The sequence below is a fragment of the Arthrobacter sp. JSM 101049 genome (genome assembly GCF_041679245.1).
GTDB lineage: Bacteria > Actinomycetota > Actinomycetes > Actinomycetales > Micrococcaceae > Arthrobacter_H.
In genome coordinates this window covers 55,617-81,929 of the sequence record NZ_JBGFFC010000001.1, presented here as the reverse complement: position 1 = coordinate 81,929, position 26,313 = coordinate 55,617, and the positions used below count along the sequence as shown (strand labels likewise).

Genomic DNA, 26,313 nt, shown 5'->3' with positions numbered 1-26,313 from the left:
GTCCACGGCAGCGGATCGGCCCCTCGGGTGAACGAGGCTAGGCGTTCGTCGCGGTGTGCGGCGGCAGGTCGGCCTCGACCGGCGCCGCGTGCGCGCCGTGCCCGCCGGCCCGGGCGGCCTTGCGCTGTTCCCGCTTCTCCTGGCGGCCTTCCACCAGCCGGTAGAGCACCGGGACCAGGATCAGCGTCAGGGCGGTCGAGGAGACCAGGCCGCCGATGACCACGATCGCCAGGTCCTGGGAGATGAACCCGCTGGATCCGGTGACGCCGAGGGCCATCGGGGTCAGGGCGAAGATCGTCGCCAGCGCGGTCATGAGGATCGGACGGAGGCGTTGCCGGGCGCCGTTGACGACCGCTTCCTGCACGCTCTGGCCCTGTCGGCGGTATTGGTTGACCAGGTCGATCAGGACGATCGCGTTGGTGACCACGATGCCGATGAGCATGAGCAGGCCGATCAGCGAGGCCACGCCCATCGGCTTGCCGGAGGCGAGCATCAGCAGGATTGCGCCGGTGGCCGCGAACGGGATGGACACCAGCAGGATCAGCGGCTGGACCAGCGAGCGGAACTCGGCCACCATCAGCAGGTAGACGATCGCGATGGCCACCAGCATGGCCAGGCCCAGCTGCTTGAACGAGTCGGTCTGCTGCGTGCTGACGCCGCCGAGCTCGACCGAGACGCCGGCCGGAAGGTCCAATCCGTCGAGCTGGTCCTGCACCGCGGCGGTCACCCCGCCGAGCTCGCCCTCGTCCGGGGTGAGCGAAACCGTGGCCACGAGCTCCCCACCCTGGCGGCTGACCGATGAGGGGACACTGACGCGCTCGATCCGGGCGAGGTCCGAGAGCTTCTGGGGGCCGGTGGCGCTGGGCACGGTGAAGTCCTGCAGGTCCTTCATCGTCGAAATGGACGTTCCGGCGTCGACATAGACCGAGAGGTCCTTGCCGTCGATCCGGATGCTGTCCACCGCCTGCGGGTTCGCCGCCGAAGCGACCATGCCGGAGACCTGCATTTCGGTCAGCCCGGCCTCTGCTGCCTTCTGGCGGTCCACGGACACCTGGATCGTCGGCTGGTCGGCAGCCAGGTCGCTGGTGATGTCGGTGGCGTGCGGGGTGTCCTTGAGCGCCTCCAGGACTTGTTTCGAGGCATCGGACAGGGCCGACTTGTCGTCGTGGGCCTTGACGATGACGTCGACCGTGCTGCTGCCGTAGGCCGCGGCCTGGCCGACGGTGATCTGGTCGCCGTGCGGCAGTTCGGACAGCCGCTGCGAGATGGCGTCGCTGATCGCGGTCTGGTCGCCGTCGGGGTCCGTGTTGACTATGAACGTCGCGGAGGTTCCGCCGCCGCCGAGCATCGCGGCCAGGCCCTCTCCGCCGACACCGGCGGTCAGCAGGACGCTTTCGACGCCGTCGGAGTCCAACAGCGCGTCCTCCGTGGCCTGAGCCGTGGAGCTGAGGGTGTCCAGGTCAGTGCCCGAGGCGAACTTCTGGGTGACCTGGAGGCTGTTCTGTCCGGTGCTGCCCAGGAAGTCGACCTTCAGCAGCGGCAGGATCCCCGCGGTCAGCACCAGGATCAGCGCCGCGCCCACCAGGGTCCAGACGGGATGACGCTGGGTTCCGCGCAGGATCGGCAGGTAGCCGCGCTGCAGCCAGCCCTTGCGTTCCTTGTCCTCGGAGGCGGCCCGGACCTCTGCGGGATCGACCTCGTGCTGCGGCTGGCGCATGAACCAGTAGGCGAGGATCGGCACGATGGTCAGGGCCACGAGCAGGGAGGAGAGCATGGCGATGGCCACGGTCAGCGCGAAGGGACGGAACAGCTCGCCGACCATGTCCCCGACCAGGGCGATGGGCAGGAACACCATGATCGTCGTCAGCGTCGAGGCGGTGATTGCCCCGGAGACCTCCTTGACGGCGGTCAGGATGGCGTGGCGTTTTTCCTCGCCGTAGCTCAGGTGCCGTTTGATGTTCTCGATGACCACGATCGAGTCGTCCACGACGCGGCCGATGGCGATGGTCAATGCCCCCAGGGTCAGCATGTTCAGCGAGTAGCCGCCGAGATTCAACCCGATGAACGTCACCAGCACCGAGATCGGGATGGAGATCGCCGTGACCAGGGTCGAGCGCAAGGACAGCAGGAAGACCAGGATGACGACGACGGCGAAGGCCAGTCCCAGCAGTCCCTCGATGGCCAGGTGGCTGATGGACTGCTCGATGAACGGGGCCTGGTCGAAGATCGGGGTGATGGCCCCGCCCTTGCCGAGCGCGGCCTTGAACCCGTCGAGCTTGTCGTTGACGGCGTGGGAGATGGAGACGACGTCGGCGTCCGGCAGGGCGGTGACCTGGACCGACTGGCTGGGAACTCCGTTGGTGCGGGTGATGGAGGTCTGCTTTTCGGTGGTGATCTTGACCGTGGCGACATCGCCGATGGTCTTCACCGGACCGGCGGCGGGGGCCGCCGGCAACTGCGGGGCCTGGACGCCTTGCTGCCCGCCATTTCCAGTGCTGGCGTCAGCCCCGCCGGGCGTCGAGGGCTGCTGGCCGGCGCCAGCCGCGGCCCCGTCCCCCGCCGACCCGGCCGAGGGCAGTAGCGGCAGGGCCTTCACGGCCTGGAGAGATTCGACCGGGTCGCCGGCCTGGACGGACACGGATTCGTTGTCCTCGACGATGGTGCCGGCCGGGAGGGTCGTTCCGTTGTTCTGCAGCGCCGAGGAGATGCTCTGCCGGGTCAACCCGGCCGCGGCCAGCTTCTCGCTGTCCGGGGTGATCGTGATCCGCTGCGTGGTTTCGCCGCTGAGCTGGACGTCGCGGACGCCTTCGATCCCCTGGATCTCGGGCACGATGGAGGTTTCCAGGGTCTGGCTCAGGTCCTCTGCCGAGGCATCGGAGGAGGCCGTCAACATGACCACGGGGATATCGGAGGTGCTACCGGCGAGGATCTCCGGGGTGGACCCCTCGGGAAGCTGGGACGAGACGGTCTCGATGGCATCGCGCAGGCTCGACTCGAGCTTGTCCTGGTCCAGCCCGTATTCGGTCGAGACCGTGATGGTCGACACCGAGGGGGCCGACGTGGCCGCCACGGTCTCCACGCCGCTGACGCCCTTGAGCGCTTTGGAGAGCGGGAGGCTGATCTGCTCGTCGATGATCTCCGGGCTCGAGCCGACCGCGGTGGTCAGGACCGTGGTCTGCGGGATGCTGATCGCCGGAATCAATTCCTGCTTGAGCGAGCCCATGGAGATGGTGCCGGCCACGGCGATGATGAGCGTCAGCAAGGCGACGACGGCCCGGTTGGCCAGGCTGAGGCGGGCGAGATGGTGCACGGGTCGGATCCTTCGGCAGGCGGCAGGGGAACCCAGCGGATAAGCTGTAGCCGATTAAGCATAGCCTGTGGCTAAGCATTGGCGGCCCGTTCGGGGGCCGGTCGCTGAAGGGGGACGGGTTGATGGAGGAGCGGGACAGGCTCATGGCGCGGATCGACGACCTCGACTCCGCATCGCAGCGGATGCGCATGGATTCGTCCTTGGAAGCACTGCTGTCGCTGCCCTTGACAGTGCAGCAGCTGAAGGCCGCCGCCGTCATCATCATGGCCGGTGGGGACGCGACCGCGCAGCGGATCGCCGAGGTCCTACAGGTCTCGCTGGCGACAGTGTCGGGCATCGTCGACCGGCTGGTGAGCCACGGGGCCGTGGAACGGGTGCCCGACGAGCGTGATCGCCGGTCGCGCCGGCTGGTGGCCACCGACCGGGGCCGGGAGATGATCCAGTCGGTGCTCGTCGACGCGGAGACCGTCCGGCGTGCGGCGATGGCACGGATGGAGATCGCCGACCTGCGCGCGCTGGTGCAGGGCCTCGAGGCGCTGGCGAGGGTCGCCTTGACCGAGGAGGACCCGGAGCCGGGCGCGCAGTAGCGGCCGGGCTCAGGTGGGGTCGACGGAAACGACCGCGAGGAAACCGCGTCCGGAAATCTCCGGCGGTGTGTCGTCGTTGCCCACCACAGTATCCAGCCGGTCCAGGCCGGTGCCTTCCGCTTCCCCCGGCGTCGGGCTGACGGCGGCGGTGCCCTGCAACAACACGGCATGCTGGCCGCCGAACACCGAGTGCGGGCGCTTCTTGGACAGTTCGACGATCACGACGTGCCCGCGGTAGCCGGGGCCGGTGATGAGGTTCAGGTCCCGGATCGGGCCCTCGGGCAGGGCCGCGCTGGTCTCGGCTCCGCCGTCGAAGCGGAACGGCCGGTATTTCTGCAGGCCCTGCTCCGTTCCGTCCACGGTGAGCAGCATGAATTCGCCCTCGATGACGGTCAGGATCCGTTCACAGCCCTCGAACGTCGAGAAGCCGCCCTCCTTCGCCACGTCGGCGACGCTGATGCGCCAGTCCCAGCCCGGCCCGGAGGCCGGGCTGCCCCCGGAGCCGGGTTCCGCCGTCGTGCCGGAACGGGCGATCTCCACCGTGGTGCCCCCGCCGTTGCGCCAGCGTTCGGGGGAGAGATCGGCGAAGCGGATGAGGTGTGCGGGGGTGGTGCTCATGCGGGTGTCCTGACGTCGGGGGTGCTGGCGCCTACTGTAGCGGGGCCTACTGGAGCGGGTCGCTGGCAGCCGCGTTGGCGGCGGCGAGGATCGTGCCGTCGGCGACCAGGGTGTGCACTGCCTCGATCTCTGGGGCCAGGTACCGGTCGGTGCCCGGGCCCTCGACGACGCCGCGGATCGCCTGGCGGACCGCGGTGACGATCGGGGAGGACTTGGACGTGGCCAGGCCGCTGTCGCGCATGTCCAGGGCGCGCGCGCTGGTGAGCAGCTCGACGGCGAGTACGCGCTGCAGCCCGTCGATGGCACGGCGCAGCTTCAGCCCGGCGGCCCAGCCCATGGAGACGTGGTCTTCCTGCATGGCCGAGCTGGGGATCGAGTCCACCGAGGCGGGCACGGCCAGGCGTTTGAGCTCGGAGACGATGCCGGCCTGGGTGTACTGGGCGATCATGTGGCCCGAATCCACGCCCGGGTCGTCCGCCAGGAAGGCGTTGAGGCCGTGGCTGCGGGCCTTGTCCAGGAACCGGTCGGTGCGGCGCTCGGAGATGGAGGCCAGGTCGGCGACGGCGATGGCCAGGAAGTCCAGCACGTAGCCGACCGGGGCGCCGTGGAAGTTGCCGTTGGACTCGACGCGGCCGTCCGTGGTGACCACCGGGTTGTCGATGGCCGAGGCCAGTTCCAGGTCGGCGACGGATTCGGCGTGGGCCAGGGTGGCGCGCACCGCGCCGTGGACCTGCGGGGCGCAGCGCAGCGAGTAGGCGTCCTGCACGCGGGTGAAGGCGTGGGAGCCCTCCTTCTGCTCGGCGATCAGGGTGGATCCGGCGAGCACGGCGCGCATGTTCGCCGCGGAGGCGATCTGGCCGGGATGCGGGCGCAAGGCGTGCAGGTCCGGGGCGAGGACGTCGTCGGTGCCCAGCAGACCCTCGATGCTCATGGCCGCGGAGAGGTCGGCGGTGGCGACCAGGCGGTGCAGGTCGGCCGCGGCCATGAGCAGCATGCCCAGCATGCCGTCGGTGCCGTTGATCAGGGCCAGGCCCTCCTTCTCGGCGAGCACGACCGGCTCGATGCCGGCCGCGGAGAGGGCCTCGGCGGCCTCGACGAGGTCGCCGGCGGCGGTGCGGACCTTGCCCTCGCCCATGACGGCCAGGGCGCAGTGGGAGAGCGGGGCCAGGTCGCCGGAGCAACCCAGCGAGCCGTATTCGCCGACGATCGGGGTGATGCCGGCGTTCAGGACCGCCGCGTAGGCGCGGGCGACCTCGGGGCGCACGCCGGTGCGGCCGGTGGTCATGGTGTGCAGGCGGTTGAGCATCAGCCCGCGCACGACCTCGCGGTCGACCTCGGCGCCGGAGGAGGCCGCGTGGGAGCGGATCAGCGAGCGCTGCAGCTGGGCGCGCAGCTCGATGGGGATCTGCTTGGTGGCCAAGGCGCCGAAGCCGGTGGAGACGCCGTAGTGCGGGCGGGTGTCGGTGACCAGCGCGTCGATCACCGCGCGGGACTCGGCCATGGCGCGCATCGATTCCTCGGAGATCTCGACGCGGGCATCGTGGCGGGCCACGCGCACAACGTCGTGCGCGGCCAGGGGTGACGGGCTCAGGGTGATGGTCTCTGCCATGGGTTGTCCTTTCGGTGGGCCACCTCACAAGCCGGGCTTGCCAAGCGGTGCAATTCACGTTTCAATAAGTGAAACGCAAATTTTGGCTGGTGGCAAGACGAACCGCAGTGTGGTTCTCCTGTCCGCCGGCCAGCACCCCAGGAGGAACGATGGCCGAACCGTCCACGCGCACGGTGGAACGGGCGCTGCAGCTGCTCGGCTCCGTCTGCGATGCCGGGTACATCACCCTGGCGGAGGCCGCCCGTGAAACGGAGCTGTCGGCCTCGACCGCGCTTCGCCTGCTGCGCACGTTGGAGGCCAGCGGGTTCGTCCGCCGGGATCCCGAGGCCGGCTACCGGCCCGGGATGCGGATCGTCCAGCTCGGCGCCCAGGCCCTGAGCCACGAGTCGCTGGTCTCCCTGGCCATGGAGTCCCTGCGCCACCTGGTCGCCTCCACGGGCGAGTCCGCCTACCTCAGCGTCCCCTCGTTGGGCGGAACGGCCGCCGAGCACAGCGTCTACATCGCCGTCGAGGAGGGAACCCATTCGGTCCGCCATACCTCATGGGTCGGACGCAGCATCCCCCTCGAGGGCAGCGCCGTCGGCGTCGTGCTGCGCGGGAAGACCCCGGCGGAGGGCTACGTGGTCGTGGACCGCGGCGTCGAGAAGGACGTCACCGCGATCGCCGCGCCCATCACGGTGGGCCGCGGGGACGAGACCCGGGTGATCGCCGCGCTGTCCGTGGTGGCGCCCTCCTACCGCATGACCGCCGACCTCGTCGCCGCCATCGGCCTGCACGTCGCCGCGGAAGCCCACACCATCCTGACAGCACACAACGCCACCCCTATCGACACCGACGCCGGCACCGCCGCCGGCAGCAAGGAGCAGACGGCATGAGCCAGTCCTTCACCCAGCACGATCCCTCACGCAGCATCCGGGCCGCCCGCGGCACCAGCCTGACGGCCAAGTCCTGGCAGACCGAGGCGCCGCTGCGCATGCTCATGAACAACCTGGACCCCGAGGTCGCCGAACGCCCCGAGGACCTGGTTGTCTACGGCGGCACTGGCCGCGCCGCCCGCTCCTGGGAGGCCTTCGACGCGATCACCCGCACGCTGCAGACCCTCGAGGACAACGAGACCCTGCTGGTCCAGTCCGGCAAGCCGGTCGGCGTGTTCACCACCAACAAGTGGGCCCCGCGCGTGCTGATCGCCAACTCCAACCTGGTTGGCGACTGGGCGACCTGGCCCGAATTCCGCAAGCTCGAGGCCGAGGGCCTGATGATGTACGGGCAGATGACCGCCGGCTCGTGGATCTACATCGGCACCCAGGGCATCCTGCAGGGCACCTACGAGACGTTCGCGGCAATCGGGCGCAAGCTCTACGCGGACGACGGCGGCACCCTGGCCGGAACGCTGACCCTCACCGGGGGCTGCGGCGGCATGGGCGGGGCCCAGCCGCTGGCCGTGACGCTGAACGGCGGCGCCTGCCTGATCGTCGACGTCTCCGAGGAGCGGATGCGCCGCCGCGCCGGCAAGCGCTACCTCGACGAGGTCGAGACCGACCTGGACGCCGCCCTGGCCAAGGTGCTCGCCGCCAAGGCCGAGAAGCGCCCGCTCTCCGTGGGATACGTCGGCAACGCCGCCGCGGTCTTCCCCGAGCTGCTGCGCCGCCACCAGGCCGGGGAATTCACCATCGACATCGTCACCGACCAGACCAGCGCCCATGACCCGCTGAGCTACCTGCCCGTCGAATACACCGTCGACCAATGGGACGCCGAGGCCCAGGCCGACCCCATCGGGTTCACCAAGAAGGCCCAGGAATCCATGGCCGCCCACGTCGAGGCCATGGTCGGCTTCCAGGACGCCGGGGCCGAGGTCTTCGACTACGGCAACTCCATCCGCGACGAGGCCCGCCAGGGCGGCTTCGCCCGCGCCTTCGAGTTCCCCGGCTTCGTCCCGGCCTACATCCGCCCGCTCTTCTGCGAGGGCCTGGGCCCGTTCCGCTGGGTCGCGCTCTCCGGCGACCCGGAGGACATCCGCGTCACCGACGAGGCGCTCAAGGAGCTCTTCCCCGAGAACGAGCACCTGCACCGCTGGCTCGACGCCGCCGCCGAGCACGTCGAATTCGAGGGCCTGCCCGCGCGCATCTGCTGGCTGGGCTACGGCGACCGCGCCAAGGCCGGCCTGCTGTTCAACCGCCTGGTCGCCGAGGGCAAGGTCTCCGCCCCCATCGTCATCGGCCGCGACCACCTGGATTCGGGCTCCGTGGCCTCCCCGTACCGCGAGACCGAGGCCATGGCCGACGGCTCCGACGCCATCGCCGACTGGCCGCTGCTCAACGCCCTGACCGCCGCCTCGTCGGGCGCGACCTGGGTGTCCATCCACCACGGCGGCGGCGTCGGGATCGGCCGGTCCATCCACGCCGGCCAGGTCTCCGTCGCCGACGGCAGCGAGCTGGCCGCGGCCAAGCTCGAGGCGCTGCTGACCAACGACCCGGGCATGGGCGTCATCCGCCACGTCGACGCCGGCTACGACCGCGCCGTCGAGGTCGCCGCCGAACGCGGTGTCCGCATCCCGATGGCGGAGTAAGCATGCCGACACCCAGCACCGTCAACTCACTCATGGCGGCCATCGCCGAGACCGGACGCGATGCCCGCCGCGGCGGCTACTCCCGCCCCGTCTACTCCACCGCCGAACTGGACCTGCGCGAATGGTTCACGTCCGAGGCCACCTCCCGCGGCCTGGAGGTCGAACGGGACGCCAACGGCATCATCTGGGCCTGGTGGGACCTGCCGGCCGCCGTGCAGGCAGGGCACGACGGCGGTTCCCCCGCCGGTGCCGATGCCCGCCGCGGAGCGCTGGTCACCGGATCCCATCTGGACTCCGTCCCCGGCGGCGGGGCGTTCGATGGCCCGCTCGGCGTCGCCTCGGGGCTGGCCGCCTACGACGTCCTGGCCGCCCGCGAGGCCGCCGGTGACCTGCAGCGCAACCGGGCCATGGCCATCGCCGTCTTCCCCGAGGAAGAGGGGTCGGCCTTCGGCGTCGCCTGCCTGGGCTCCCGGCTGCTCACCGGCGCCATCGACCCCACCCGGGCCCTAAACCTGCGCGACGCAAGCGGCACCACCTTCGCCGATGCCTCCCGCGCCCAGGGGCTGGACCCCGACGCCATGGGCCGCGACGCGGCGGCCCTGGCGCGCATCGGCGACTTCGTCGAACTGCACGTCGAACAGGGCCTTGGCCTGAACGGCGAGGAGTACACCGATGCCGCCGGCCGCGGTCCCGCGGTGGCCGTCGCCTCCTCGATCCTCGGCCATGGACGTTGGCGGTTCTCCGTGACCGGGCAGGGCAACCACGCTGGCACCACGCTGATGGCCGACCGGGCCGACCCCCTGGTCGCCGCCGCCCAAATGGTCCTGGCCGTGCGCAAGACCGCAGCCGCGCAGGCCGACGCCCGGGCCACGGTCGGTCGGCTCGAACCCGTCCCGGGCGGCACCAACGTCATCGCCTCCCGCGTCGACTTCTGGACGGACGTGCGCCACCCCGACGACGCGGTCACCGCAGCCCTGGTCGAGCGCATCCACGGCCAGGCGCAGAAGATCGCCGCCTTCGAGGGCTGCTCGGTCACCATGACCGAGGAATCCTATTCGGACACCGTGCACTTCGATACGGCACTGTCCCGTGCCCTGCAGGGATCCGTGCTGCGCACCATCCCCGGGGCGCCGACGCTGTCCACCGGCGCCGGACACGACGCCGGAGTGCTGGCCGCCGAGGTCCCCACCGGGATGCTCTTCGTGCGCAACCCCTCGGGCATCAGCCACTCACCCGAGGAACACGTCGAGGACGACGACGCCACCGCCGGGACCATCGCCCTGGCCGACACCCTGGAGGACCTGCTGTGAGCGGACGAGGCGAGACCCTGGTCCGTGTTCCCGGACCCGTCAACGCCCACTCGCATGCCTTCCACCGGATCCTCCGCGGCCGCACCCACGAGGGCGCGGCCGGCGGAGCCGGGGACTTCTGGACCTGGCGGGAGCAGATGTACGCCGCCGCCGGGCACCTGGATCCGGCCGGCTACGAGCAGCTGGCCACCGCCGTCTTCGCCGAGATGGCCGTGACCGGGTGGACCGCGGTGGGGGAATTCCACTACCTGCACCACGGGCCCGCGGGCAGTCCCTATCCGGACCACGACATGGAACGCGCCCTGGCCTGCGCCGCCCGGGCCGCCGGCATCCGGCTCGTCCTGCTGGACACCTGCTACCTCTCCGGCGGGCTCGACGCCGCAGGGAACCCGGTGGACCTCAACGAAACCCAGCTGCGCTTCTCCGACCGGGACGCCGCCGGGTGGGCCGCCCGCCACGCCGGCCTCCGCGCCGCCCTGGCCGCCGACGAACCCGCCACCGCCGAGCAGGGCGCCGGCCTGGTCTCCCTGGGGGCGGCCATCCACTCGGTCCGCGCCGTCCCGCCAGCTGCCCTGGAGTCCATCGCCGGGGCGCTGGAACCGGGCGAGCCGCTGCACGTGCACCTCTCCGAACAGTCCGCCGAGAACACCGCCTGCCTCGCCGCCCACGGGCTCACCCCCACCGGCCTGCTGGCCGACCACGGGCTGCTCGGCCCGCACCTGTCGGCGGTCCACGCCACCCACCTCACCGACGCGGACATCACGGCACTGGGCAGGGCCGGCTGCTCGATCGTCATGTGCCCGACCACCGAGGCGGACCTGGCCGACGGCATCGGCCCGGCCCGCGAGCTCGCCGACGCCGGGGCCACGATCGCCCTGGGCACCGACCAGCACGCAGTGGTGGACCCCTACCTGGAGATGCGCGCGCTCGAACACGGCGAACGCCTGCGCACCGGCATCCGCGGCCGCTTCTCACCGGCCGAGCTGGCCGCGGCCTCCCGCGCGGGCGGCCTGCGCAGCCTGGGCCTGCCGGGGAACGACGACCACCTCCTGGTCGACGGCGCCAGCCTGCGCACCGCCGGCAGCCGGGAGGCCCAGCTGCCCTTGACGGCTACCGCCGCCGACGTCCACGCTGTGGTCATCAACGGCATCGAAGTCGCCCGGGACGGGATGCACACCCGGCTGGGCGACCCCGCGGCCTTGTTCCGCACCTTCACCACCGACCATGGGGAGCTGGCATGAGCTCGACACTGATCACCAACATCGGGGAACTGACCACGCTGGATCTCGACGGGCGGGTGCTGGCGGGCGCCGCCGTCGTCCTCGATCGCGGGCGCATCGCCTGGATCGGGCACCCGCGGCACGCACCGGCGACGGACGCCGTGTACGACGCCGGTGGCCGCGCCGCGCTGCCGGGCTGGGTCGACTCGCATACCCACCTGCTCTTCGCCGGCGACCGCGCCGCGGAATTCGAGGCCCGCATGGCCGGACAGGACTACGCCGCCGGCGGGATCAGCGTGACCATGGAGGCCACGCGCGCCGCAACCGACTACGACCTCACCCGCCTGCTCATGGGACGCGTCGCCGAAGCCGCAGCCGGGGGCACCACCTACCTGGAGACCAAGACCGGGTACGGGCTGGACGTCAACGAGGAGGCCCGGCACGCCCGGATCGCCTCCACGATCGTGGACCAGGTGACCTACCTGGGCGCCCACCTGGTCCCGCCGGGCGCCGACGCCGAGGAGTACACGGACCTGGTGTGCGGGGACATGCTCTCGGCGGTGCGCCCGTACGTGAAGTGGGCCGACGTGTTCTGCGAACGCGGGGCCTTCACCGAGGAGCAGTCACGCCGCGTGCTCGCCGCCTGCCGGGACGCCGGGCTCGGCCTGCGCGTGCACGGCAACCAGCTGGGCACCGGCCCGGGCGTGCGGCTGGCCGTGGAGTTCGCCGCGGCCAGCGTCGACCACGTGAACTACCTCGAGGATGCCGACGTCGAGGCGCTCGCCGGCACGTGGTCCGGCTGGAACCGCGAGTCGCGTACCGGCGAGGCCGGGACCGTGGCCACCTGCCTGCCCGCCTGCGACCTGTCCACCCGCCAGCCGCTGGCGGACGGACGCCGGCTGCTCGATGCCGGTGTGGAGATCGCGCTGGCCTCGAACTGCAACCCCGGCACCAGCTACACCAGCTCGATGGCCTTCTGCGTCTCCACCGCGGTGCTGCAAATGCGCCTGAGCCTGGCCGAGGCCCTGCACGCCGCGACGATGGGCGGGGCGATCGCCCTGGGCGTGCAGGACCGCGTGGGCAGCCTCGAGGTCGGCAAGCGGGGCGACCTGCAGCTGCTCAACGCCCCCTCGGCGGCCCATCTGGCCTACCGCCCGGGCATGCCGCTGACCGGGGCCGTCTGGCGGGCCGGCGAGCGGGTGGACCGCACCGCAGTCGGATCGGCACCTCTGGCCTGAGCGCGGCTGCCGTTGCCGTGCACCGCCGGGGCGCGGCCCGGCGTCTCAGTCCCGCGCTTCGCACAGGACACGGGCATCACCCACGTCCATCATGTCGCCGGGGGCCATCCGATCGAGGCACCAGCGCAGGTGCCAGTGCGGCTCACGCCCGGCGTTCGCGAACCCGTGGCCGAGGAGGAATTCCGCGGCTGGTCCGGGCGCGCTGAACTCCACCTCGCCTTCGGGGGTGTCGATGACGTAGCACGCGTTGCCCATGGCCCCTCCTGGTCTCCGGTCGGTGGCCCACGATACTCGTCTCCGTTGGTTGGGTAGGGCGAACAGGGTGAACGGCCCGCCGCCGCCAGGTGAACGGGTGTTGAACGGGTAGTCTAGGGGGACTATTCTTCTATGGGCCCGAAAACGGGCTGGATGTCAAGCATGTTCGGCGACCACCCGGACATCTGGAACGCGAGGTGGTGCCATGTCCGACCGGATTCTCCACGCCACCCGACGGGTCGGCATCGTCACGGGGCGGCTGCTGGTCTACGTCCTGATCTGGGCGGGGCTCGTGCTGCTCATCGCCGCCCTGGGCATCCGCCATTTCTGGGGCACGATCTCCGTGGGGCAGATGCTCCTGAACCTCGTGTCCATCCAGACCGACGGCGGGGGAGGGGCCATCGTCTGGATCGGCATCCTGGCCATCGGCGTGGCCCCCCTGCTCATCACCGTCGGGATCGCCCTGTGGCAGTACTTCCGGCGCCGCAAACGCCGCCGTTCCGGCGCCGGCCGGAGGCCCCGCCGCCCCGAGTGGATCATGCGCGGCGTCTCCACCGTGGTGGTCGCCGCGGTGGTCATCGGCGGGACCACCGCCTTCGCCACGACCGTGGGCGTAGCGGACTACATCAAGGCGGGGAACTCCGCCTACGACCTGGGCGACTACTACGTGGAGCCCACGGTCACCAGCGACCAGCACAAGCGCAATCTGGTGCTCATCTACCTCGAGTCCGGCGAGGCGACCCTCGCCGACGACCAGCTCTTCGAGAAGAACGCCTTCGCGCCGCTCCAGGAGGCCACGCAGGCCTCCGATGGCTGGCAGAGCGTGGAGGATTTCCAGCAGTACGAGGGCGGCGGGTGGACCATGGCCGGCCTGACCTCGACACAGTGCGGCATCCCGTTGAAGGGCATGGGATCCGTCGCGGGCAGCGCCGCCCTCAACCAGCTCGGCGACGACGTCGACAGCTACCTGGGCGGGGCCACCTGCCTGGGCGACGTGCTGGAGGACCACGGCTACACCAGCGTCTTCCTGGGCGGTGCCAACTCCGCCTTCGCCGCGAAGGACACCTTCCTGCGCGGCCACGGCTACTCCAAGGACATGGGCCTGGCCGACTGGCGGGCCGCCGGCGAACCGGCGAAGAACTTCCGCAGCGACTGGGGCCTGAGCGACGGACGCCTCATGGCCCACGCCAAGGAGCAGATCGACCAGCTGCACGCCCGGGCAGAGGATACCGGGCAGCCGTTCAACCTCTCCATGCTGACGCTGGACACCCATGAGCCGGTGCACATCTACGACTACTGCGATGTGGATACGCGCAGCGAGGTCACCTCGGCCTTCTTCTGCTCCATGACCCAGGTGGCCGGATTCGTGGACTACATGAAGGACAAGGGCTACCTCGAGGACACCGCAGTGGTGATCATGGGCGACCACCTCAAGCACATGAGCGCCGGCGACGCCTTCCACGAGCAGCTGGACCACCACGAGAACCGGACCATCTTCAACCGGATCTGGGTTCCGGGCGAGAACCAGAAGAAGCCGCTGCGCCCCCGGGTGGACCAGCTGAACATGTACCCCACGATCCTGGAGGCCGCCGGCCTGACCCTGCAGGAGCGTGCCGCCGGGTTGGGCGTGTCCGCCTTCGCCCCGACCGTCCCGGCAGGTTCTGCGCAGGCCATGGAACCCGAAACGTACAGCGACCTGCTGAGCTCGCGTTCCGCCCGCTTCTACGCCCAGGTCTGGGCCGGGGAGGACTCCGCCCGCTAGGAGGAGTCCTGGACCTGGCCGACGGGAGACTGCGTGCGCGAGCCGCGCACCGTCGTCGTGCAGCGTCCTGCCCTATGATGCACCCATGCGCAGCAAGAGCCTCTGGCCCGAAATCCTGATCGTCCTGGGGCTCTCCCTGGGGCAATCCGCCGTCTACGCGATCGTGTCGCTGGCCGACAAGCTCAGCCGAGGACCGTTGTCCGGCCAGACCACCACGATGAACAACGCGCTGAGCGACCGGCAGTACTTCGACCTGACCTACCAGCTGCTGGACATCGTGTTCGCGCTGGTCCCCGTGCTGCTGGTGTTCTACCTGTTCCACCTGGCCGGGCGCAACGGCTTCCGGGACCTGGGGTTCGACCTGCGCCGTCCCGGGCGCGATGCCTGGCAGGGCGCGGGGCTGTTCGTGCTCATCGGCGTCGGCACCCTGGGCGTCTACTGGCTCGGGCGCACGCTGGGGGTGACCACGGCAATCGTCCCGGAGGCCATGGCCCCCTATTGGTGGACCATCCCGGTGCTGCTCTTCTCGGCGATCCGCCACGGGATCCTCGAGGAGACCATCGTGGTCGGGTACCTCTTCGACCGGCTCCGGAGGCTGGGCTGGGGGACGTGGCCGATCATCCTGGCCAGCGCGGTGCTGCGCGGCAGCTACCACCTCTACCAGGGCTTCGGGCCGTTCCTGGGCAACGCCATCATGGGGGTGGTCTTCGGCTGGGTCTACACCAAAACCGGCAGGGTCATGCCGCTGGTGGTGGCCCATGCGCTGCTGGACACCGCGGGGTTCGTCGGATATTCGCTGATTGGCCCGGCCATCGGTTTGGGGACGTAACCCGAGAGAGCCTAATGCATGTAGGCAGAAACCAACATGATGTAGGCTGAGGGTATGAAACGCGAACCCCTCAGCCGTACCCGGCTCGTTGGCGCGGCCGCAGAACTCGCCGACCACGACGGCTTCGCCGCCGTCACGGTGACGGCACTGGCCCGCCAGGTCGGTGTGAAGCCCGCCAGCATCTACTCCCATGTGGAGGACCTCGCGGCCCTGCTCGAGGGGATCCACGAATTGGCCCTCGGCGAACTCGCCGACCACGTCGCCGGTGCCATCGCCGGGCGGTCCGGCCGCGACGCACTGGCCGGCATGGCCCAGGCCCACCGCGACTACGCGGGGCGGCACCCGGGCCGCTGGGCGGCCATGCAGCGTCCTGCCGGACCCGCCGTTGCCGGCTCCCCGGCCGCGCGGAAGATCGTCGAGTACACCTGGGCGGTCCTGCGGGCCTATGGGCTTCCCGAGCCAGAACTGGTGCACGCCACCCGATTCGTCGGGGCCACCATCAACGGGTACCTCGCCCTGGAGAAAGCCGGTTCCTTCGAACACCGCGCCGAACACACCGACCTGTCCTGGCAACGCGCCGTCAACGCGCTGGACCGGGCCCTGCAGACGTGGACCGAAGCCCACCCGGAAGGAACAGCATGATCACCACCACCCCCACCCCCGACCTCGTCCACGGCGTCGCCGACCTCGAGGAGACCGCCCGCGGGCTGCGGCCCCACCGGCTTCCCGCCTGGGTGCGCCGGCAGTATCCGGAGCCCCAGCTGATGGCCATGGAAACGCAGCCCTCCGGCGTCCGGGTCGCCGTCCGGACCACGGCGACGCACATCGAACTGGTGACGCACCCGGCACCGGTCGTGTATCCCGGAACCGAGCGGCCCCGGGGGCGCATCGACGTCTTCGTGGACGGCGAGTTGAGGTTCGGCGATGAACTCCGGGGTGGGGACGCCACGGAGGTCGACCTCGCCAGCGGTGCCATGCGGCAGGTGCCCGGGCCATCGCACACCACGGTCGTAGAAGGGCTGCCGACGACGACGAAGGCCGTCGAGTTCTGGCTGCCGCACAACGAGTCCCTCGAACTGGTCAGCCTGGCCTCCGATGCCCCGCTCGAGCCGCTGCAGCATCAGCGGCCGCTGTGGATCCACCACGGCAGCTCCATCAGCCAGGGGTCGAACGCCGCCTCGCCCAGCCAGATCTGGCCGGCGGTGGCCGCCCGCCGAGGCGGCGCCGAGCTGGTCAACCTCGGCCTCGGCGGCAGCTCGTTCATCGACCCGTTCATGGCGCGGGTCATCCGCGATGCGCCGGCGGACTACATCAGCGTCGCGTTCGGCATCAACGTCGTGAACCTGGACGCGTTGCGTATCCGCACCCTCGTGCCCGCGATCCACGGGTTCCTGGACACCATCCGCGACGGGCACCCGACGACCCCGCTGGTGCTCATCTCGCCGATCTTCTGCGGCATCCACGAGGAAACCCCCGGCCCCGGCGCCTTCGACCCCGCCAGCTTCGCCACGGGACAGGTCAAGTTCATCGCAACCGGCACCCCCGGGGACGAAGCCCTGGGGCGGCTGACGCTGCAGGTGATCCGCCGTGAAATGCGCTCGCTCGCCGAACGCCGGGCCGACGATGCGAACCTGCACTACCTCGAGGGGACGGACCTGTACGGCGCAGCGGACGCCGCCGACCTGCCGCTGCCCGACAACCTGCATCCGGACACCGCCGCCCACCGGCTGATCGGTCAACGCTTCACGGACTATGCCTTCGCCCCGTCCGGCCCGTTTGGGGGAGTGGAGGGATAGCGGCCGCCCGCAGCGAGACGTCGTCGGGACCCATCGGTCACGTCCGGACCGGCGCCCTCCAGCAGGTGCTGTCCTCCACCAACTGCCGGCCTCCCCAAGGACAGAGAACGACGGCGACCCAGGGGCCGCCGTCGTGCACTGACTGGAGTGGTGTCTTTGGTGGTGGTACCGGACCGGTGGCCGGATCAGAGGGTGATGGACCCCTTCGGAGTCTCGAAGGTCACCGACATGATGCCCGGGGTGCCGTTGGGCGCCTCCCACTCGACGGCGACATCGCCCAACGGCGACTCGGACGGGGTGCCCAGCCAATCCCGGACGCGTTCGACCGAGCCGGCGATCGTGATCCCGGAGATGCGGCTGTTCGGTTCCAGCGCCTTGGAGGGGTGCAGGTGCTCGGTTCCGTCGTCCCAGCGCAGCATGTACGGGACCTGGGGATCGGCGATCAGGCCCTTGATGCCGATCTGCTGCCAGGTCAGCTCCTGCCCGTCGGGGAACTTGCGGTTGCCCGGCACGGACGAGCGACCCAGCCGCTCCTCGAAGGGCACCAGGTCGTCCACGCAGACGCACCAGCCCATCCAGCCGCCTCCCATCTCGGAGCGGGCCCGGACGGCCTGCCCGAACGGCGCCTTGTCGGAGGCGGGGTGGTCCAGGACCTCCACGACCTCCAGGTACTGGGTGTTCAGCAAGGGGAAAATGACGTTCCTCGTGCCAAAGCGGGGGTGTACTCCGCCCTTGACGGACTCGATCCCCAAAGTCTCGGCTACTCGGGCAGCCGTGGCGGCCAGCCCATCTGGTCCGCATGCGTATGAAACGTGATCCAACCTCATCATGCGTTCATGATGGCACTTTGTGAGGTGCGTCTCGACTTAGGGCGCCCTAAGTCGTTCCGGATGCGTATTTCCCGGTAGCGACGCGCGCGAATGTTGCGGCCGGCGTCATATTGCCCACAGCCGGGTTGCGGGCAACCGCGCGATCGAGAACACTGGAGGCAGGTCATGAGCGCCAGCGTGAAACCCCGGTTTGCTGGCCGGCAACCCTCCACTCGCGGTGGGGTGCCCCGGGTGAAGACCTGGTCCGCCTCCACAAGGAGCACGGGCAAGCGCGGGTCACCTCCCGGCACTCCCCGCGGGGACGCCGCGGAACAGGGACCCCTGAGCAGTAGAAGGGGACAACACATGTCTTCAGCACCATGGTCTTTCGAAACCCGCCAGGTCCACGCCGGGCAGACCCCCGACTCGGCCACCGGGGCGCGGGCCCTGCCGATCTACCAGACGACCTCCTTCGTCTTCCCGAGCGCCGAAAGCGCCGCGGCACGCTTCGCCCTGCAGGAACTCGAACCGATCTACACGCGCATCGGCAACCCCACGCAGGAGGCGGTGGAGAACCGCATCGCCAACCTCGAAGGCGGAGTCGGCGCGCTGCTGCTGGCCTCCGGGCAGGCGGCCACCACCTTCTCGATCCTCAACGTCGCCGGCGCCGGGGACCACATTGTGGCCAGCCCCAGCCTCTACGGGGGGACGCAGAACCTGCTCAAGCACACGCTGGCGCGGCTGGGCATCGAGGTCACGTTCGTGGCCGACCCCGACAGGCTCGACGAGTGGCGGGCCGCCGTCCGGCCGAACACCAAGGCCTTCTTCGGCGAGGCGGTCTCCAATCCCCGCCAGGACGTCCTGGACATCGAAGGCGTCAGCTCCATCGCCCACGACGCCGGCGTCCCGCTGATCGTGGACAACACCCTGGCCACCCCCTACCTGATCCGTCCCATCGAGTGGGGCGCCGACATTGTGGTGCATTCGGCGACCAAGTACCTCGGCGGCCACGGCACGGCCGTGGCCGGGGTGATCGTGGACTCGGGCAACTTCGACTTCGCGCAGGATCCGGACAAGTTCCCGGGATTCAACACCCCGGACGAGTCCTACAACGGACTGGTCTTCGCCCGCGACCTCGGCGTCGGCGGCGCCTTGGGCGCGAACCTGGCCTTCATCCTCAAGGCCCGCGTGCAGCTGCTGCGGGACCTGGGATCCGCCGTCGCCCCCTTCAACGCCTTCCTCATCGCCCAGGGCCTGGAGACCCTCAGCCTGCGCATGGAGCGGCACGTGGAGAACGCGCAGAAGGTCGCCGAGTGGCTGGAGGCGCACGCCCAGGTCGACTCGGTGGCCTTCGCCGGGCTGGCCTCGAGCCCCTGGTACGACCGGGGTCGCAAGTACGGGCCGAAGGGCATTGGCGCCGTGTTGGCGTTCGAGATCGCCGGGGGAGAGCCCGCCGGTCGCGCCTTCGTCGACGGGCTGGAACTGCACTCCAATCTGGCCAACATCGGCGACGTCCGCTCGCTGGTGATCCACCCGGCCTCCACCACGCACTCCCAGCTCAGCGAGGCCGAGCAGGTTGCGGCGGGCGTGAGCCCGGGGCTGGTGCGGCTGGCCGTGGGCATCGAGCACATCGATGACATCCTCGCCGACCTCGAACTCGGCTTCGCTGCAGCGGCCGCTGCCGGCGATGCCGAACCGGTCGAAGCCCAGACCGCCCGGTGACCCCAGGGGTCGGCAACGTGACGGAACAGGTCCGCACCGGCAGCGCGCCGGTCATCCGCGACGGCATCCTCAAATGCGTCCCGATCGGTGGCTACCGGTTCGAGACCGGCGGATGGCTGCCCGAGGTGATGATCGGCTACGAAACCTGGGGGACGCTGAACGCCGACGCCTCCAACGCGGTCCTGTTGCTCCACGCGCTGACCGGGGACACCCACGTCTCCCGCGGGCACAGCCGCGAGGACGGCTGGTGGGATGGATTCGTCGGCCCCGGCCGCACCATCGACACCGACCGGTTCTTCGTCGTCGCCCCGAACATGGTCGGCGGCTGCTACGGCTCGACCGGCCCGTCCAGCCCCGACCCGGACGGGCGGCCCTGGGGCTCGCGCTTCCCGTTCACGACCGTCAGGGATTCGGTGCGCACCGAGGCCCGGCTGGCCGACTACCTCGGCATCCAACGCTGGCACTCCGTCGTGGGCGGTTCCCTCGGCGGGGCCCGGGCGCTGGAGTGGGCCATCGAATACCCCCAACGCGTCGCGAGCTGCGCGGTGATCGCCGCCACGGCCGTGGCCTCGGCGGAACAAGTGGCCTTCGGGCAGATCCAGACACAGGCCATCCGGCTGGATCCGGCCTTCCACGGTGGCGACTTCTATGCGGACGCCGCTGCGACGGGCCCCTCGGAAGCCGGACACGGCATCGGACCGGTCCAGGGCCTGGGCATCGCCCGACGGCTGGCCCACATCACCTACAGGTCTGAACCCGAGCTCGAGATCCGCTTCGGCCACGAGGGGCAGGGCGAGGAGGACCCCTTCGGCAGTGCGGACCACCAGCGCGGCCGCTACCAGGTCGAAAGCTACCTGGACCACCAAGCCGGCAAGCTGGTCACCCGCTTCGACGCGAATTCCTACATCGTGCTCACCGAGGCGCTGGTCGGACATGACGTCGGACGCGGCCGGGGCGGGGTCGACGCGGCCCTGCGCCGTGCCGAGGGGGTGGAGTTCTTCATTGCCGCCGTGGACAGTGACCGGCTCTACGTTCCCGAACAATCCGAACGCCTGGCCGCGGCGCTGCCGGCGGGTCCGCCGGTGCACTACATCAACTCGCCGATCGGGCACGACGGCTTCCTGACCGACATCGAGCAGCTGAACCAGGTGCTGCGCGCCGGGCTCTACGCCTGACCCGGGCGTCCGTCCAGCCGCCCGGGTCTAGTCGGAGTCGTCCTGTGGGTCCCCGGCGCCGATGCTGTGGTTCGCCGCGACCGGTGCGAACGGCATCGCCTCGGGCCGTTTGGCGGTGATGCCGTCTCCGCTGGACTGGTGGCGCAGGCGGCGCAGGACCCAGGGCGCGAGGTGGGTGCGTGCCCAGACCAGGTCCTCGCGCCGGGCGGTCCGCCACGGCTTCGGTTCCGAAGGCCGGGTTTCCAGGGGCTTGAGCTCATGTTCGACATTGAGGGTCTCGAGCACCATCATCGCAATCGTGTGGTGGCCCAGTGGGGAGAAATGTAGCCGGTCGGGGGCCCACATGCGCGGCTCGTGCAAGTCGCGCAACGCCCACATGTCAGCGACGATCGCGTCGTGGCGGGCTGCCACGACGCGCAGGTTCTCGTTGTAGATGGCCACGCGGCCCCGCATGGAACCCAGAACCGGGGTCTCGCCGATGTCGGGCCCGTTGAACAACAGGACGGTGGCCCCCGTCGCGGCCAGCTGGCCGATGAAGCCATCCATGGCCACGGCCAGCGCATCCGGGTCGCCGCCGGGCCGCAGGACGTCGTTGCCGCCCGCGCAGACGGTGACCAGGTCCGGCTGCAAGGCCACTGCCGGCTCGAGCTGCTCCGACACGATCTGGTTCAGCAGTCGACCGCGGATCGCCAAGTTGGCGTAGGCGAAGTCCTCGACACCGCGGCTGAGCTGCTCCGCGACGCGGTCCGCCCAGCCCCGGTTCCCTCCCGGGCTCTGCGGATCCGGGTCCCCGATGCCCTCAGTGAAGGAATCGCCCAGCGAGACCATCCGGCGCCAGGGATGGCGTGCGGCGTCGGGGGAGGCATCCTGCGGGTGTACTGGCGACGACACGTTGCTACTCACGGGTACATTGTTCCACCGGGCAACGATGTTGACCACCCGGTGCACCAGGCGCCCGTGCTGCTGTCGCCGGATCCACGGCCGCGGCATCCCGTGATTCAATGGCGGCATGACTGCCACCTTGCCCCAGCCCGTCGTTGCCTGGTCCCGCCCCGAAGCCGAGCGCGCCGGCACGCCCCTGCTCGTCCTCTTCCACGGCTACCTCTCCCACGAGAAGGACCTGATCGGCCTGGCGCCGATGCTGCCGGAGGAGTTCACGCTGGCCTCGGTCCGGGCGCCCCACGCCATGGGCCCGGGCTACACCTGGTTCCCGCTGATGCACGAACCCGACTACTCGACCGACCGCGTCGTCGACGCCGTGCAGGACGTCTGGGCATGGCTCGACGGCGTCAAGGAGCAGCACTCGTCGGTCACCGTACTGGGCTTTTCCATGGGGATGGCCGTCGCCACCTCCGTCCTGCGCCACCGCCCGGCCGAGATCTCCGCAGTCGTGGGCCTGTCCGGCTTCGCCGTCCCCGCAGAGGGCAATGCCTTCTTCGACGACGAGGGGACCAAGGCCGCCCGGCGGCCGCTGTTCTGGGGCCGCGGACAGGCGGACAACGTCATCACCGAGGACAAGATCGACTTCACCCTCGATTGGGCCGGGGAACACACTGACCTGACCAAGATGCTCTACACCGGCATGGCGCACAGCGTCTCCGAGCCGGAAATGAAGCACGTCTCCGAGTTCCTGCGCCACCACGTCCTGGAGCAGTAGGACCGGGGCGGCCCGGAGGAGCAGCGCTATTCGGCGGCGACGACGACGGTCTCGTCACCGAGGGTGACCGTGTCGCCCACGTGCAGCTGCTTGCCCCGCCGGGTCTCGATGTCCCCGTTGACCTTGACCATGCCGTTCTCGACCAGCTCCTTGGCATGGAAACCGTCCTCGGCCAGGCCCGCCAGCTTCAGCAGCTGGCCCAAGCGGATGGATTCGTCGCGGATGCTGATGGGCTGTGGCTGGTCTGGAGTCATGGGTCCATCTTCCGTCACGATGTGCCCGGCCGCCAACGCGCGGCTAGCATGACCTGCGATGAACTCTGCTCCCGCGGCTACCGCCCTCACGCGCCACCTCCCCCTCTGGGCCGGACTGGTCCTGGCCATCATCGGCGGGCTGATGATGCCCATCCAGGGCCGCGTCAACGGTGCGTTGTCCGAGCAGATGGGCGATGGCAATGCCGCGGCCGCACTCAGCTTCGCCGGCGGGACGCTGCTCATGATCCTCGTCTCGGTGCTCCTGCCCAGCGGACGTGCCGGGCTGGCCGCCATGCGCCGGGCCGTCGCCGGCCGGGAGTTCCCGCGGTGGTACCTGCTGGCGGGGCTCAGCGGTGGCTACATCGTCTTCGGGCAAAGCCACGCCGTGCCGCTGATCGGCGTCGCCCTGTTCACCGTGGCCATCGTGACCGGCCAGACCATCAGCGGCCTGATGGTCGACCGTGTCGGCTTCGGCCCCGGTGGCAAGCGGTTCATCACCGCCCGACGGATGGCCGGGGCGGTGCTGATGATCATCGCCGTGCTCTGGGCGGTCTCACCCCGCCTTGAGACCTCCGCCGGGGGCCTGGCCTGGCTGTTGCCGGTGTCCCTGCCCTTCACCGCCGGCCTATTCATGGGCTTCCAACAGGCCATGAACGGGACCCAGACCGCCGCCTACGGCACCCCCATCACGGCCACGCTGGTCAACTTCCTCACCGGCGGCACCGCCTTGTTCATCGTCTGGGGCCTGCGGTCGATCGGGTCGAGCCCGCACCTCACCTTCCCGAGCGACTGGTGGCTGTATACCGGAGGTGCCTTTGGCTGCGTGTTCATCGCCATCGGCGCGCTGCTGGTCAAATCCCTGGGCGTCCTGGTCTCCGGACTGTGCATGATCGCCGGCCAGCTCATCGGTTCGCTGGCAATCGACATCATCCTGCCGGCACCGGGCACCGTCGTGGCCCTGGCCACAGTCCTGGGCACCTTGTTGACCCTCGCCGCCGTCGTGCTGGCCAGCATTCCCACGGGACGAAGGCCGCATCTGGACAAGCCCCGGACGTAGCCCGAATTGCCCGCTGCCACGGCGCTCGCGCTAGGCTTGACCGGTATCCCTGCCCCGTTACGGACCGCAACCAGCGGCCTCGTGGACCATTGGAGTTAATTTCATGGCGCCCCAGTCCAAGCTCGACCAGGTCATCTCACTCGCCAAGCGGCGCGGATTCGTCTTCCAGGCCGGTGAGATCTATGGCGGTTCGCGCTCGGCGTGGGACTACGGGCCCCTGGGTGCGGAGCTCAAGGACAACATCAAGCGCGAGTGGTGGCAGAACTTCGTGCGCGGCCGCGAGGACATGGTCGGGCTGGATTCCTCGATCATCCTGCCCAAGCAGGTGTGGGAGGCCTCCGGCCACGTGGCCACCTTCACTGACCCGCTGGTCGAATGCACCCAGTGCCACAAGCGCCACCGCCAGGACCACCTCATCGAGGCGTTCACCGAGAAGAAGAAGCGCGAACCGCAGGACGGCATGTCCGAGATCGTCTGCCCGGATTGCGGCACCAAGGGCGGCTGGACCGAACCGCAGCTGTTCTCCGGGCTGGTCAAGACCTACCTGGGCCCCGTCGACAACGAGGCCGGGCTGACCTACCTGCGCCCCGAAACCGCGCAAGGCATCTTCGTGAACTTCAACAACGTGCTCACCGTCTCGCGCAAGAAGCCGCCGTTCGGCATCGGCCAGATCGGCAAGGCCTTCCGCAACGAGATCACCCCAGGCAACTTCATCTTCCGCACCCGCGAGTTCGAGCAGATGGAAATCGAGTTCTTCACCGCCCCCGAGGACGCCCCCCGCTTCTTCCAGGAGTGGGTCGACGCCTGCTGGGCCTGGTTCATCGACCTGGGCATCAACCCGGAGAACATGCGCCAGTTCGACGTCCCCGAGGACGAGCGGGCCCACTACTCGGCCGGGACGATCGACTTCGAGTACCGCTTCGGCTTCAAGGGCTCGGAATGGGGCGAGCTGATGGGCGTGGCCAACCGCACCGACTACGACCTCGGCTCCCACACCCAGGGCTCCGGCACCGACCTGAGCTACTTCAACCAGGCCACGGGCGAGCGGTTCACCCCGTACGTCATCGAGCCCTCGTTCGGCCTGACCCGGTCGATGATGGCCTTCCTGGTCGACGCCTACACCGAGGACGAGGCCCCCAACGCCAAGGGCGGCGTGGACAAGCGCACCGTGCTCAAGCTCGACCCGCGCCTGGCCCCGGTCAAGGCCGCGGTGCTGCCGCTGAGCCGCAACGAGGAGCTCTCGCCCAAGGCGAAGGCCCTGGCCGGCGAACTGCGCAAGAACTGGAACATCGACTTCGACGACGCCGGGGCCATCGGCCGCCGCTACCGCCGCCAGGACGAGATCGGCACGCCGTTCTGCATCACCGTTGACTTCGACACACTCGAGGACCAAGCCGTGACCATCCGCGAACGCGACACCATGAGCCAGGAGCGCGTCGCCCTGGACCAGGTGAAGTCCTATCTGGCCGGGCGGCTGCTCGGAGCCTGACCCCACGACGGGCCGGCTGCCCACGGCAGCCGGCCCGCACGTCTTTCAGCCCACTTCAACACCGCATCAGGAGCAACATGAGCAACCTCACCTACCGATCGTGGCAAGAAGGCGATGACCTGGCATTGCTGCAGATCCTCGGGGATCCGTCCACGCCGCAGGCGCACATCGACCGCACGATGCTGCGCGCCGACAGCGACGACCCCTGGGCCCGCACGCTCGTCGCCGTCGACGATGGGGTCCCGGTGGGAGCCGGCACGCTCTTCGAGTCCTCCCTGCACCCCGACCGGCTCTGGCTCTTCGTCGAGGTCGCCCCGGCACTGCGCCACCGGGGGGTGGCCACCGAGCTGCTGCGCCGCCTGCGCGAGTTCCCCGCGCCGTCCGGAGTCACCGCGCTGAAGTCCCGCTTCACCGTCGAAGGTGCCGAGGGCGAGGCTGCCGCTGCGTTCACCGCCTCCCTGGGCCAGGAGCAGATCATGCGCTCGCGCGGGGTCGTCGTCGAGCCCGGCGCGCTGAAGCTGCCCGTGTTCGACGAGGCCGGCCTGACCCTGGAGGAAGCGGCCACCGGATCCGTTGAACTCTCCCAGGTCGTCGCCGACTACTACAACGCCGTACACGACTGGGACCGCGCGCAGATGACCCTCGGCCGCGCCCAGACGATGCTGCTCAACGACGCCACCGGGGCCAAGGGCGCCATCGTGCTGCGCGACAAGCCCAAGGACGCCGGCGGCAAGATCCTCTCCTTCGCCATCAGCTACGAACCCGACCGAGTTGATGCCCCGGCCGACGTGCTGATGGGGTGGGACCCCACGCTCTCCGATTCCGATGCGCGCGAAGCAGTTCGCGGCCTGCTGGCCATGCTGGCCCACCAGTACCCGGTCAAGCTCGAGGTCGACGACGCCATGGCCCCGCTCTCGGACCTGGTGGACGAACTCATGACCGCCGGCCAGGCCACCGTGGTGACGACCACGATCATCGTCGCCAACTGACCCGCGTCCGGCGGGCCGCTTTCCCCAGCCGACGTGGGTCGTTCGGAGGATTTGGACGCCT

Annotated in this window: 23 protein-coding genes and 1 riboswitch; of the genes, 16 read left to right on the top strand and 7 right to left on the bottom strand. The window is 70.0% G+C overall.

What is annotated here, in order from left to right; translation table 11 throughout:
• Positions 1-37: 37 nt before the first annotated feature.
• Entirely contained in the window at positions 38-3,310 is a 3,273-nt protein-coding gene (locus tag AB8M85_RS00390; protein WP_372696792.1) for an efflux RND transporter permease subunit, read from the bottom strand.
• 122 nt (positions 3,311-3,432) lie between these two features.
• Between AB8M85_RS00390 and AB8M85_RS00385 the strand changes: the two genes are divergently transcribed.
• Positions 3,433-3,897, top strand: a complete 465-nt coding sequence (locus tag AB8M85_RS00385) for a MarR family transcriptional regulator (protein WP_372696791.1) — start codon at positions 3,433-3,435, stop codon at positions 3,895-3,897.
• Between the two features lie 9 nt (positions 3,898-3,906).
• Here AB8M85_RS00385 and AB8M85_RS00380 read toward each other — a convergent pair whose 3' ends face one another.
• Together AB8M85_RS00380 and hutH are read right to left on the bottom strand one after the other, a co-directional pair.
• Complete coding sequence (locus tag AB8M85_RS00380) at positions 3,907-4,515, bottom strand: HutD family protein (RefSeq protein ID WP_372696790.1); 609 nt, start codon at positions 4,513-4,515, stop codon at positions 3,907-3,909.
• A 46-nt stretch (positions 4,516-4,561) separates the two neighbouring features.
• On the bottom strand, positions 4,562-6,124 hold the full coding sequence (hutH, locus tag AB8M85_RS00375) for a histidine ammonia-lyase (RefSeq protein WP_372696789.1): 1,563 nt from the start codon (positions 6,122-6,124) through the stop codon (positions 4,562-4,564).
• A 149-nt stretch (positions 6,125-6,273) separates the two neighbouring features.
• On the opposite strand from hutH, the gene AB8M85_RS00370 reads away from it, so the two are divergent.
• Genes AB8M85_RS00370 through hutI form a run of 5 tightly spaced genes read left to right on the top strand, consistent with a single transcriptional unit; the run spans position 6,274 to position 12,458 of the window.
• A complete protein-coding gene (locus tag AB8M85_RS00370; RefSeq protein WP_372696788.1) occupies positions 6,274-6,999 on the top strand; it encodes an IclR family transcriptional regulator in 726 nt (241 codons plus the stop codon).
• Complete coding sequence (gene hutU, locus AB8M85_RS00365; protein ID WP_372696787.1) at positions 6,996-8,690, top strand: urocanate hydratase; 1,695 nt, start codon at positions 6,996-6,998, stop codon at positions 8,688-8,690. Before AB8M85_RS00370 ends, hutU begins: the two co-directional genes overlap by 4 nt.
• Positions 8,691-8,692: 2 nt before the next feature.
• Entirely contained in the window at positions 8,693-10,000 is a 1,308-nt protein-coding gene (locus AB8M85_RS00360) for an allantoate amidohydrolase (protein ID WP_372696786.1), read from the top strand.
• Positions 9,997-11,241: a formimidoylglutamate deiminase gene (locus tag AB8M85_RS00355; RefSeq protein ID WP_372696785.1), complete on the top strand. Its 1,245-nt coding sequence runs from the start codon at positions 9,997-9,999 to the stop codon at positions 11,239-11,241. The genes AB8M85_RS00360 and AB8M85_RS00355 overlap by 4 nt, the downstream gene beginning before the upstream one ends.
• On the top strand, positions 11,238-12,458 hold the full coding sequence (gene hutI, locus AB8M85_RS00350) for an imidazolonepropionase (RefSeq protein ID WP_372696784.1): 1,221 nt from the start codon (positions 11,238-11,240) through the stop codon (positions 12,456-12,458). The genes AB8M85_RS00355 and hutI overlap by 4 nt, the downstream gene beginning before the upstream one ends.
• 45 nt (positions 12,459-12,503) lie before the next feature.
• Here the strand turns inward: hutI and AB8M85_RS00345 are convergent, their stop codons facing one another.
• The gene (locus tag AB8M85_RS00345) at positions 12,504-12,713 is read right to left on the bottom strand and encodes a hypothetical protein (RefSeq protein ID WP_372696783.1); all 210 of its coding nucleotides are present in this window, start codon (positions 12,711-12,713) and stop codon (positions 12,504-12,506) included.
• A 205-nt stretch (positions 12,714-12,918) separates the two neighbouring features.
• Here AB8M85_RS00345 and AB8M85_RS00340 point away from each other — a divergent pair, with 205 nt between their 5' ends.
• The 4 genes from AB8M85_RS00340 to AB8M85_RS00325 all read left to right on the top strand — a co-directional run bounded on the left by AB8M85_RS00340 (position 12,919) and on the right by AB8M85_RS00325 (position 17,100).
• Positions 12,919-14,475 carry an LTA synthase family protein gene (locus AB8M85_RS00340; RefSeq protein WP_372696782.1) on the top strand — a complete coding sequence of 519 codons (1,557 nt, stop codon included), beginning with the start codon at positions 12,919-12,921 and terminating at the stop codon, positions 14,473-14,475.
• Between the two features lie 85 nt (positions 14,476-14,560).
• Positions 14,561-15,304, top strand: coding sequence for a CPBP family intramembrane glutamic endopeptidase (locus tag AB8M85_RS00335; protein WP_372696781.1), 744 nt, complete (start codon positions 14,561-14,563; stop codon positions 15,302-15,304).
• A 54-nt stretch (positions 15,305-15,358) separates the two neighbouring features.
• The gene (locus tag AB8M85_RS00330) at positions 15,359-15,946 is read left to right on the top strand and encodes a TetR/AcrR family transcriptional regulator (protein WP_372696780.1); all 588 of its coding nucleotides are present in this window, start codon (positions 15,359-15,361) and stop codon (positions 15,944-15,946) included.
• On the top strand, positions 15,943-17,100 hold the full coding sequence (locus AB8M85_RS00325) for a GDSL-type esterase/lipase family protein (RefSeq protein ID WP_372696779.1): 1,158 nt from the start codon (positions 15,943-15,945) through the stop codon (positions 17,098-17,100). Before AB8M85_RS00330 ends, AB8M85_RS00325 begins: the two co-directional genes overlap by 4 nt.
• 185 nt (positions 17,101-17,285) lie before the next feature.
• Here AB8M85_RS00325 and AB8M85_RS00320 read toward each other — a convergent pair whose 3' ends face one another.
• Positions 17,286-17,930 (bottom strand): VOC family protein, encoded by a 645-nt coding sequence (locus tag AB8M85_RS00320; RefSeq protein WP_372696778.1) that lies wholly within the window; start codon positions 17,928-17,930, stop codon positions 17,286-17,288.
• 161 nt (positions 17,931-18,091) lie between these two features.
• Positions 18,092-18,208: riboswitch (SAM riboswitch) on the top strand.
• A gap of 67 nt (positions 18,209-18,275) precedes the next feature.
• Between AB8M85_RS00320 and AB8M85_RS00315 the strand changes: the two genes are divergently transcribed.
• Positions 18,276-19,631, top strand: coding sequence for a bifunctional o-acetylhomoserine/o-acetylserine sulfhydrylase (locus AB8M85_RS00315; RefSeq protein ID WP_372696777.1), 1,356 nt, complete (start codon positions 18,276-18,278; stop codon positions 19,629-19,631).
• A gap of 17 nt (positions 19,632-19,648) precedes the next feature.
• The gene (locus AB8M85_RS00310; RefSeq protein WP_372696776.1) at positions 19,649-20,806 is read left to right on the top strand and encodes a homoserine O-acetyltransferase; all 1,158 of its coding nucleotides are present in this window, start codon (positions 19,649-19,651) and stop codon (positions 20,804-20,806) included.
• A gap of 27 nt (positions 20,807-20,833) precedes the next feature.
• On the opposite strand, the gene AB8M85_RS00305 is transcribed toward AB8M85_RS00310, so the two are convergent.
• Complete coding sequence (locus tag AB8M85_RS00305; RefSeq protein WP_372697681.1) at positions 20,834-21,634, bottom strand: SGNH/GDSL hydrolase family protein; 801 nt, start codon at positions 21,632-21,634, stop codon at positions 20,834-20,836.
• A gap of 181 nt (positions 21,635-21,815) precedes the next feature.
• Here AB8M85_RS00305 and AB8M85_RS00300 point away from each other — a divergent pair, with 181 nt between their 5' ends.
• Positions 21,816-22,463: an alpha/beta hydrolase gene (locus AB8M85_RS00300; RefSeq protein ID WP_372696775.1), complete on the top strand. Its 648-nt coding sequence runs from the start codon at positions 21,816-21,818 to the stop codon at positions 22,461-22,463.
• A gap of 26 nt (positions 22,464-22,489) precedes the next feature.
• Here the strand turns inward: AB8M85_RS00300 and AB8M85_RS00295 are convergent, their stop codons facing one another.
• Complete coding sequence (locus tag AB8M85_RS00295; protein ID WP_372696774.1) at positions 22,490-22,717, bottom strand: RNA-binding S4 domain-containing protein; 228 nt, start codon at positions 22,715-22,717, stop codon at positions 22,490-22,492.
• Positions 22,718-22,775: 58 nt separating this feature from the next.
• Here AB8M85_RS00295 and AB8M85_RS00290 point away from each other — a divergent pair, with 58 nt between their 5' ends.
• The 3 genes from AB8M85_RS00290 to AB8M85_RS00280 all read left to right on the top strand — a co-directional run bounded on the left by AB8M85_RS00290 (position 22,776) and on the right by AB8M85_RS00280 (position 26,252).
• A complete protein-coding gene (locus tag AB8M85_RS00290; RefSeq protein ID WP_372696773.1) occupies positions 22,776-23,774 on the top strand; it encodes a DMT family transporter in 999 nt (332 codons plus the stop codon).
• A gap of 103 nt (positions 23,775-23,877) precedes the next feature.
• Positions 23,878-25,263, top strand: a complete 1,386-nt coding sequence (locus AB8M85_RS00285; RefSeq protein WP_372696772.1) for a glycine--tRNA ligase — start codon at positions 23,878-23,880, stop codon at positions 25,261-25,263.
• Positions 25,264-25,340: 77 nt separating this feature from the next.
• Positions 25,341-26,252, top strand: coding sequence for a GNAT family N-acetyltransferase (locus AB8M85_RS00280; protein WP_372696771.1), 912 nt, complete (start codon positions 25,341-25,343; stop codon positions 26,250-26,252).
• Positions 26,253-26,313 lie beyond the last annotated feature (61 nt).

Excerpts from the sequence above, each read along its gene's own strand:
- AB8M85_RS00385 (WP_372696791.1), top strand. The coding sequence starts at position 3,433 with ATGGAGGAGCGGGACAGGCTCATGGCGCGGATCGACGACCTCGACTCC.
- AB8M85_RS00380 (WP_372696790.1), bottom strand. The coding sequence starts at position 4,515 with ATGAGCACCACCCCCGCACACCTCATCCGCTTCGCCGATCTCTCCCCC.
- hutH (WP_372696789.1), bottom strand. The coding sequence starts at position 6,124 with ATGGCAGAGACCATCACCCTGAGCCCGTCACCCCTGGCCGCGCACGAC.
- AB8M85_RS00370 (WP_372696788.1), top strand. The coding sequence starts at position 6,274 with ATGGCCGAACCGTCCACGCGCACGGTGGAACGGGCGCTGCAGCTGCTC.
- hutU (WP_372696787.1), top strand. The coding sequence starts at position 6,996 with ATGAGCCAGTCCTTCACCCAGCACGATCCCTCACGCAGCATCCGGGCC.
- AB8M85_RS00360 (WP_372696786.1), top strand. The coding sequence starts at position 8,693 with ATGCCGACACCCAGCACCGTCAACTCACTCATGGCGGCCATCGCCGAG.
- hutI (WP_372696784.1), top strand. The coding sequence starts at position 11,238 with ATGAGCTCGACACTGATCACCAACATCGGGGAACTGACCACGCTGGAT.
- AB8M85_RS00345 (WP_372696783.1), bottom strand. The coding sequence starts at position 12,713 with ATGGGCAACGCGTGCTACGTCATCGACACCCCCGAAGGCGAGGTGGAG.
- AB8M85_RS00340 (WP_372696782.1), top strand. The coding sequence starts at position 12,919 with ATGTCCGACCGGATTCTCCACGCCACCCGACGGGTCGGCATCGTCACG.
- AB8M85_RS00335 (WP_372696781.1), top strand. The coding sequence starts at position 14,561 with ATGCGCAGCAAGAGCCTCTGGCCCGAAATCCTGATCGTCCTGGGGCTC.
- AB8M85_RS00330 (WP_372696780.1), top strand. The coding sequence starts at position 15,359 with ATGAAACGCGAACCCCTCAGCCGTACCCGGCTCGTTGGCGCGGCCGCA.
- AB8M85_RS00325 (WP_372696779.1), top strand. The coding sequence starts at position 15,943 with ATGATCACCACCACCCCCACCCCCGACCTCGTCCACGGCGTCGCCGAC.
- AB8M85_RS00320 (WP_372696778.1), bottom strand. The coding sequence starts at position 17,930 with ATGATGAGGTTGGATCACGTTTCATACGCATGCGGACCAGATGGGCTG.
- AB8M85_RS00315 (WP_372696777.1), top strand. The coding sequence starts at position 18,276 with ATGTCTTCAGCACCATGGTCTTTCGAAACCCGCCAGGTCCACGCCGGG.
- AB8M85_RS00305 (WP_372697681.1), bottom strand. The coding sequence starts at position 21,634 with ATGGTCTCGCTGGGCGATTCCTTCACTGAGGGCATCGGGGACCCGGAT.
- AB8M85_RS00300 (WP_372696775.1), top strand. The coding sequence starts at position 21,816 with ATGACTGCCACCTTGCCCCAGCCCGTCGTTGCCTGGTCCCGCCCCGAA.
- AB8M85_RS00295 (WP_372696774.1), bottom strand. The coding sequence starts at position 22,717 with ATGACTCCAGACCAGCCACAGCCCATCAGCATCCGCGACGAATCCATC.
- AB8M85_RS00290 (WP_372696773.1), top strand. The coding sequence starts at position 22,776 with ATGAACTCTGCTCCCGCGGCTACCGCCCTCACGCGCCACCTCCCCCTC.
- AB8M85_RS00285 (WP_372696772.1), top strand. The coding sequence starts at position 23,878 with ATGGCGCCCCAGTCCAAGCTCGACCAGGTCATCTCACTCGCCAAGCGG.
- AB8M85_RS00280 (WP_372696771.1), top strand. The coding sequence starts at position 25,341 with ATGAGCAACCTCACCTACCGATCGTGGCAAGAAGGCGATGACCTGGCA.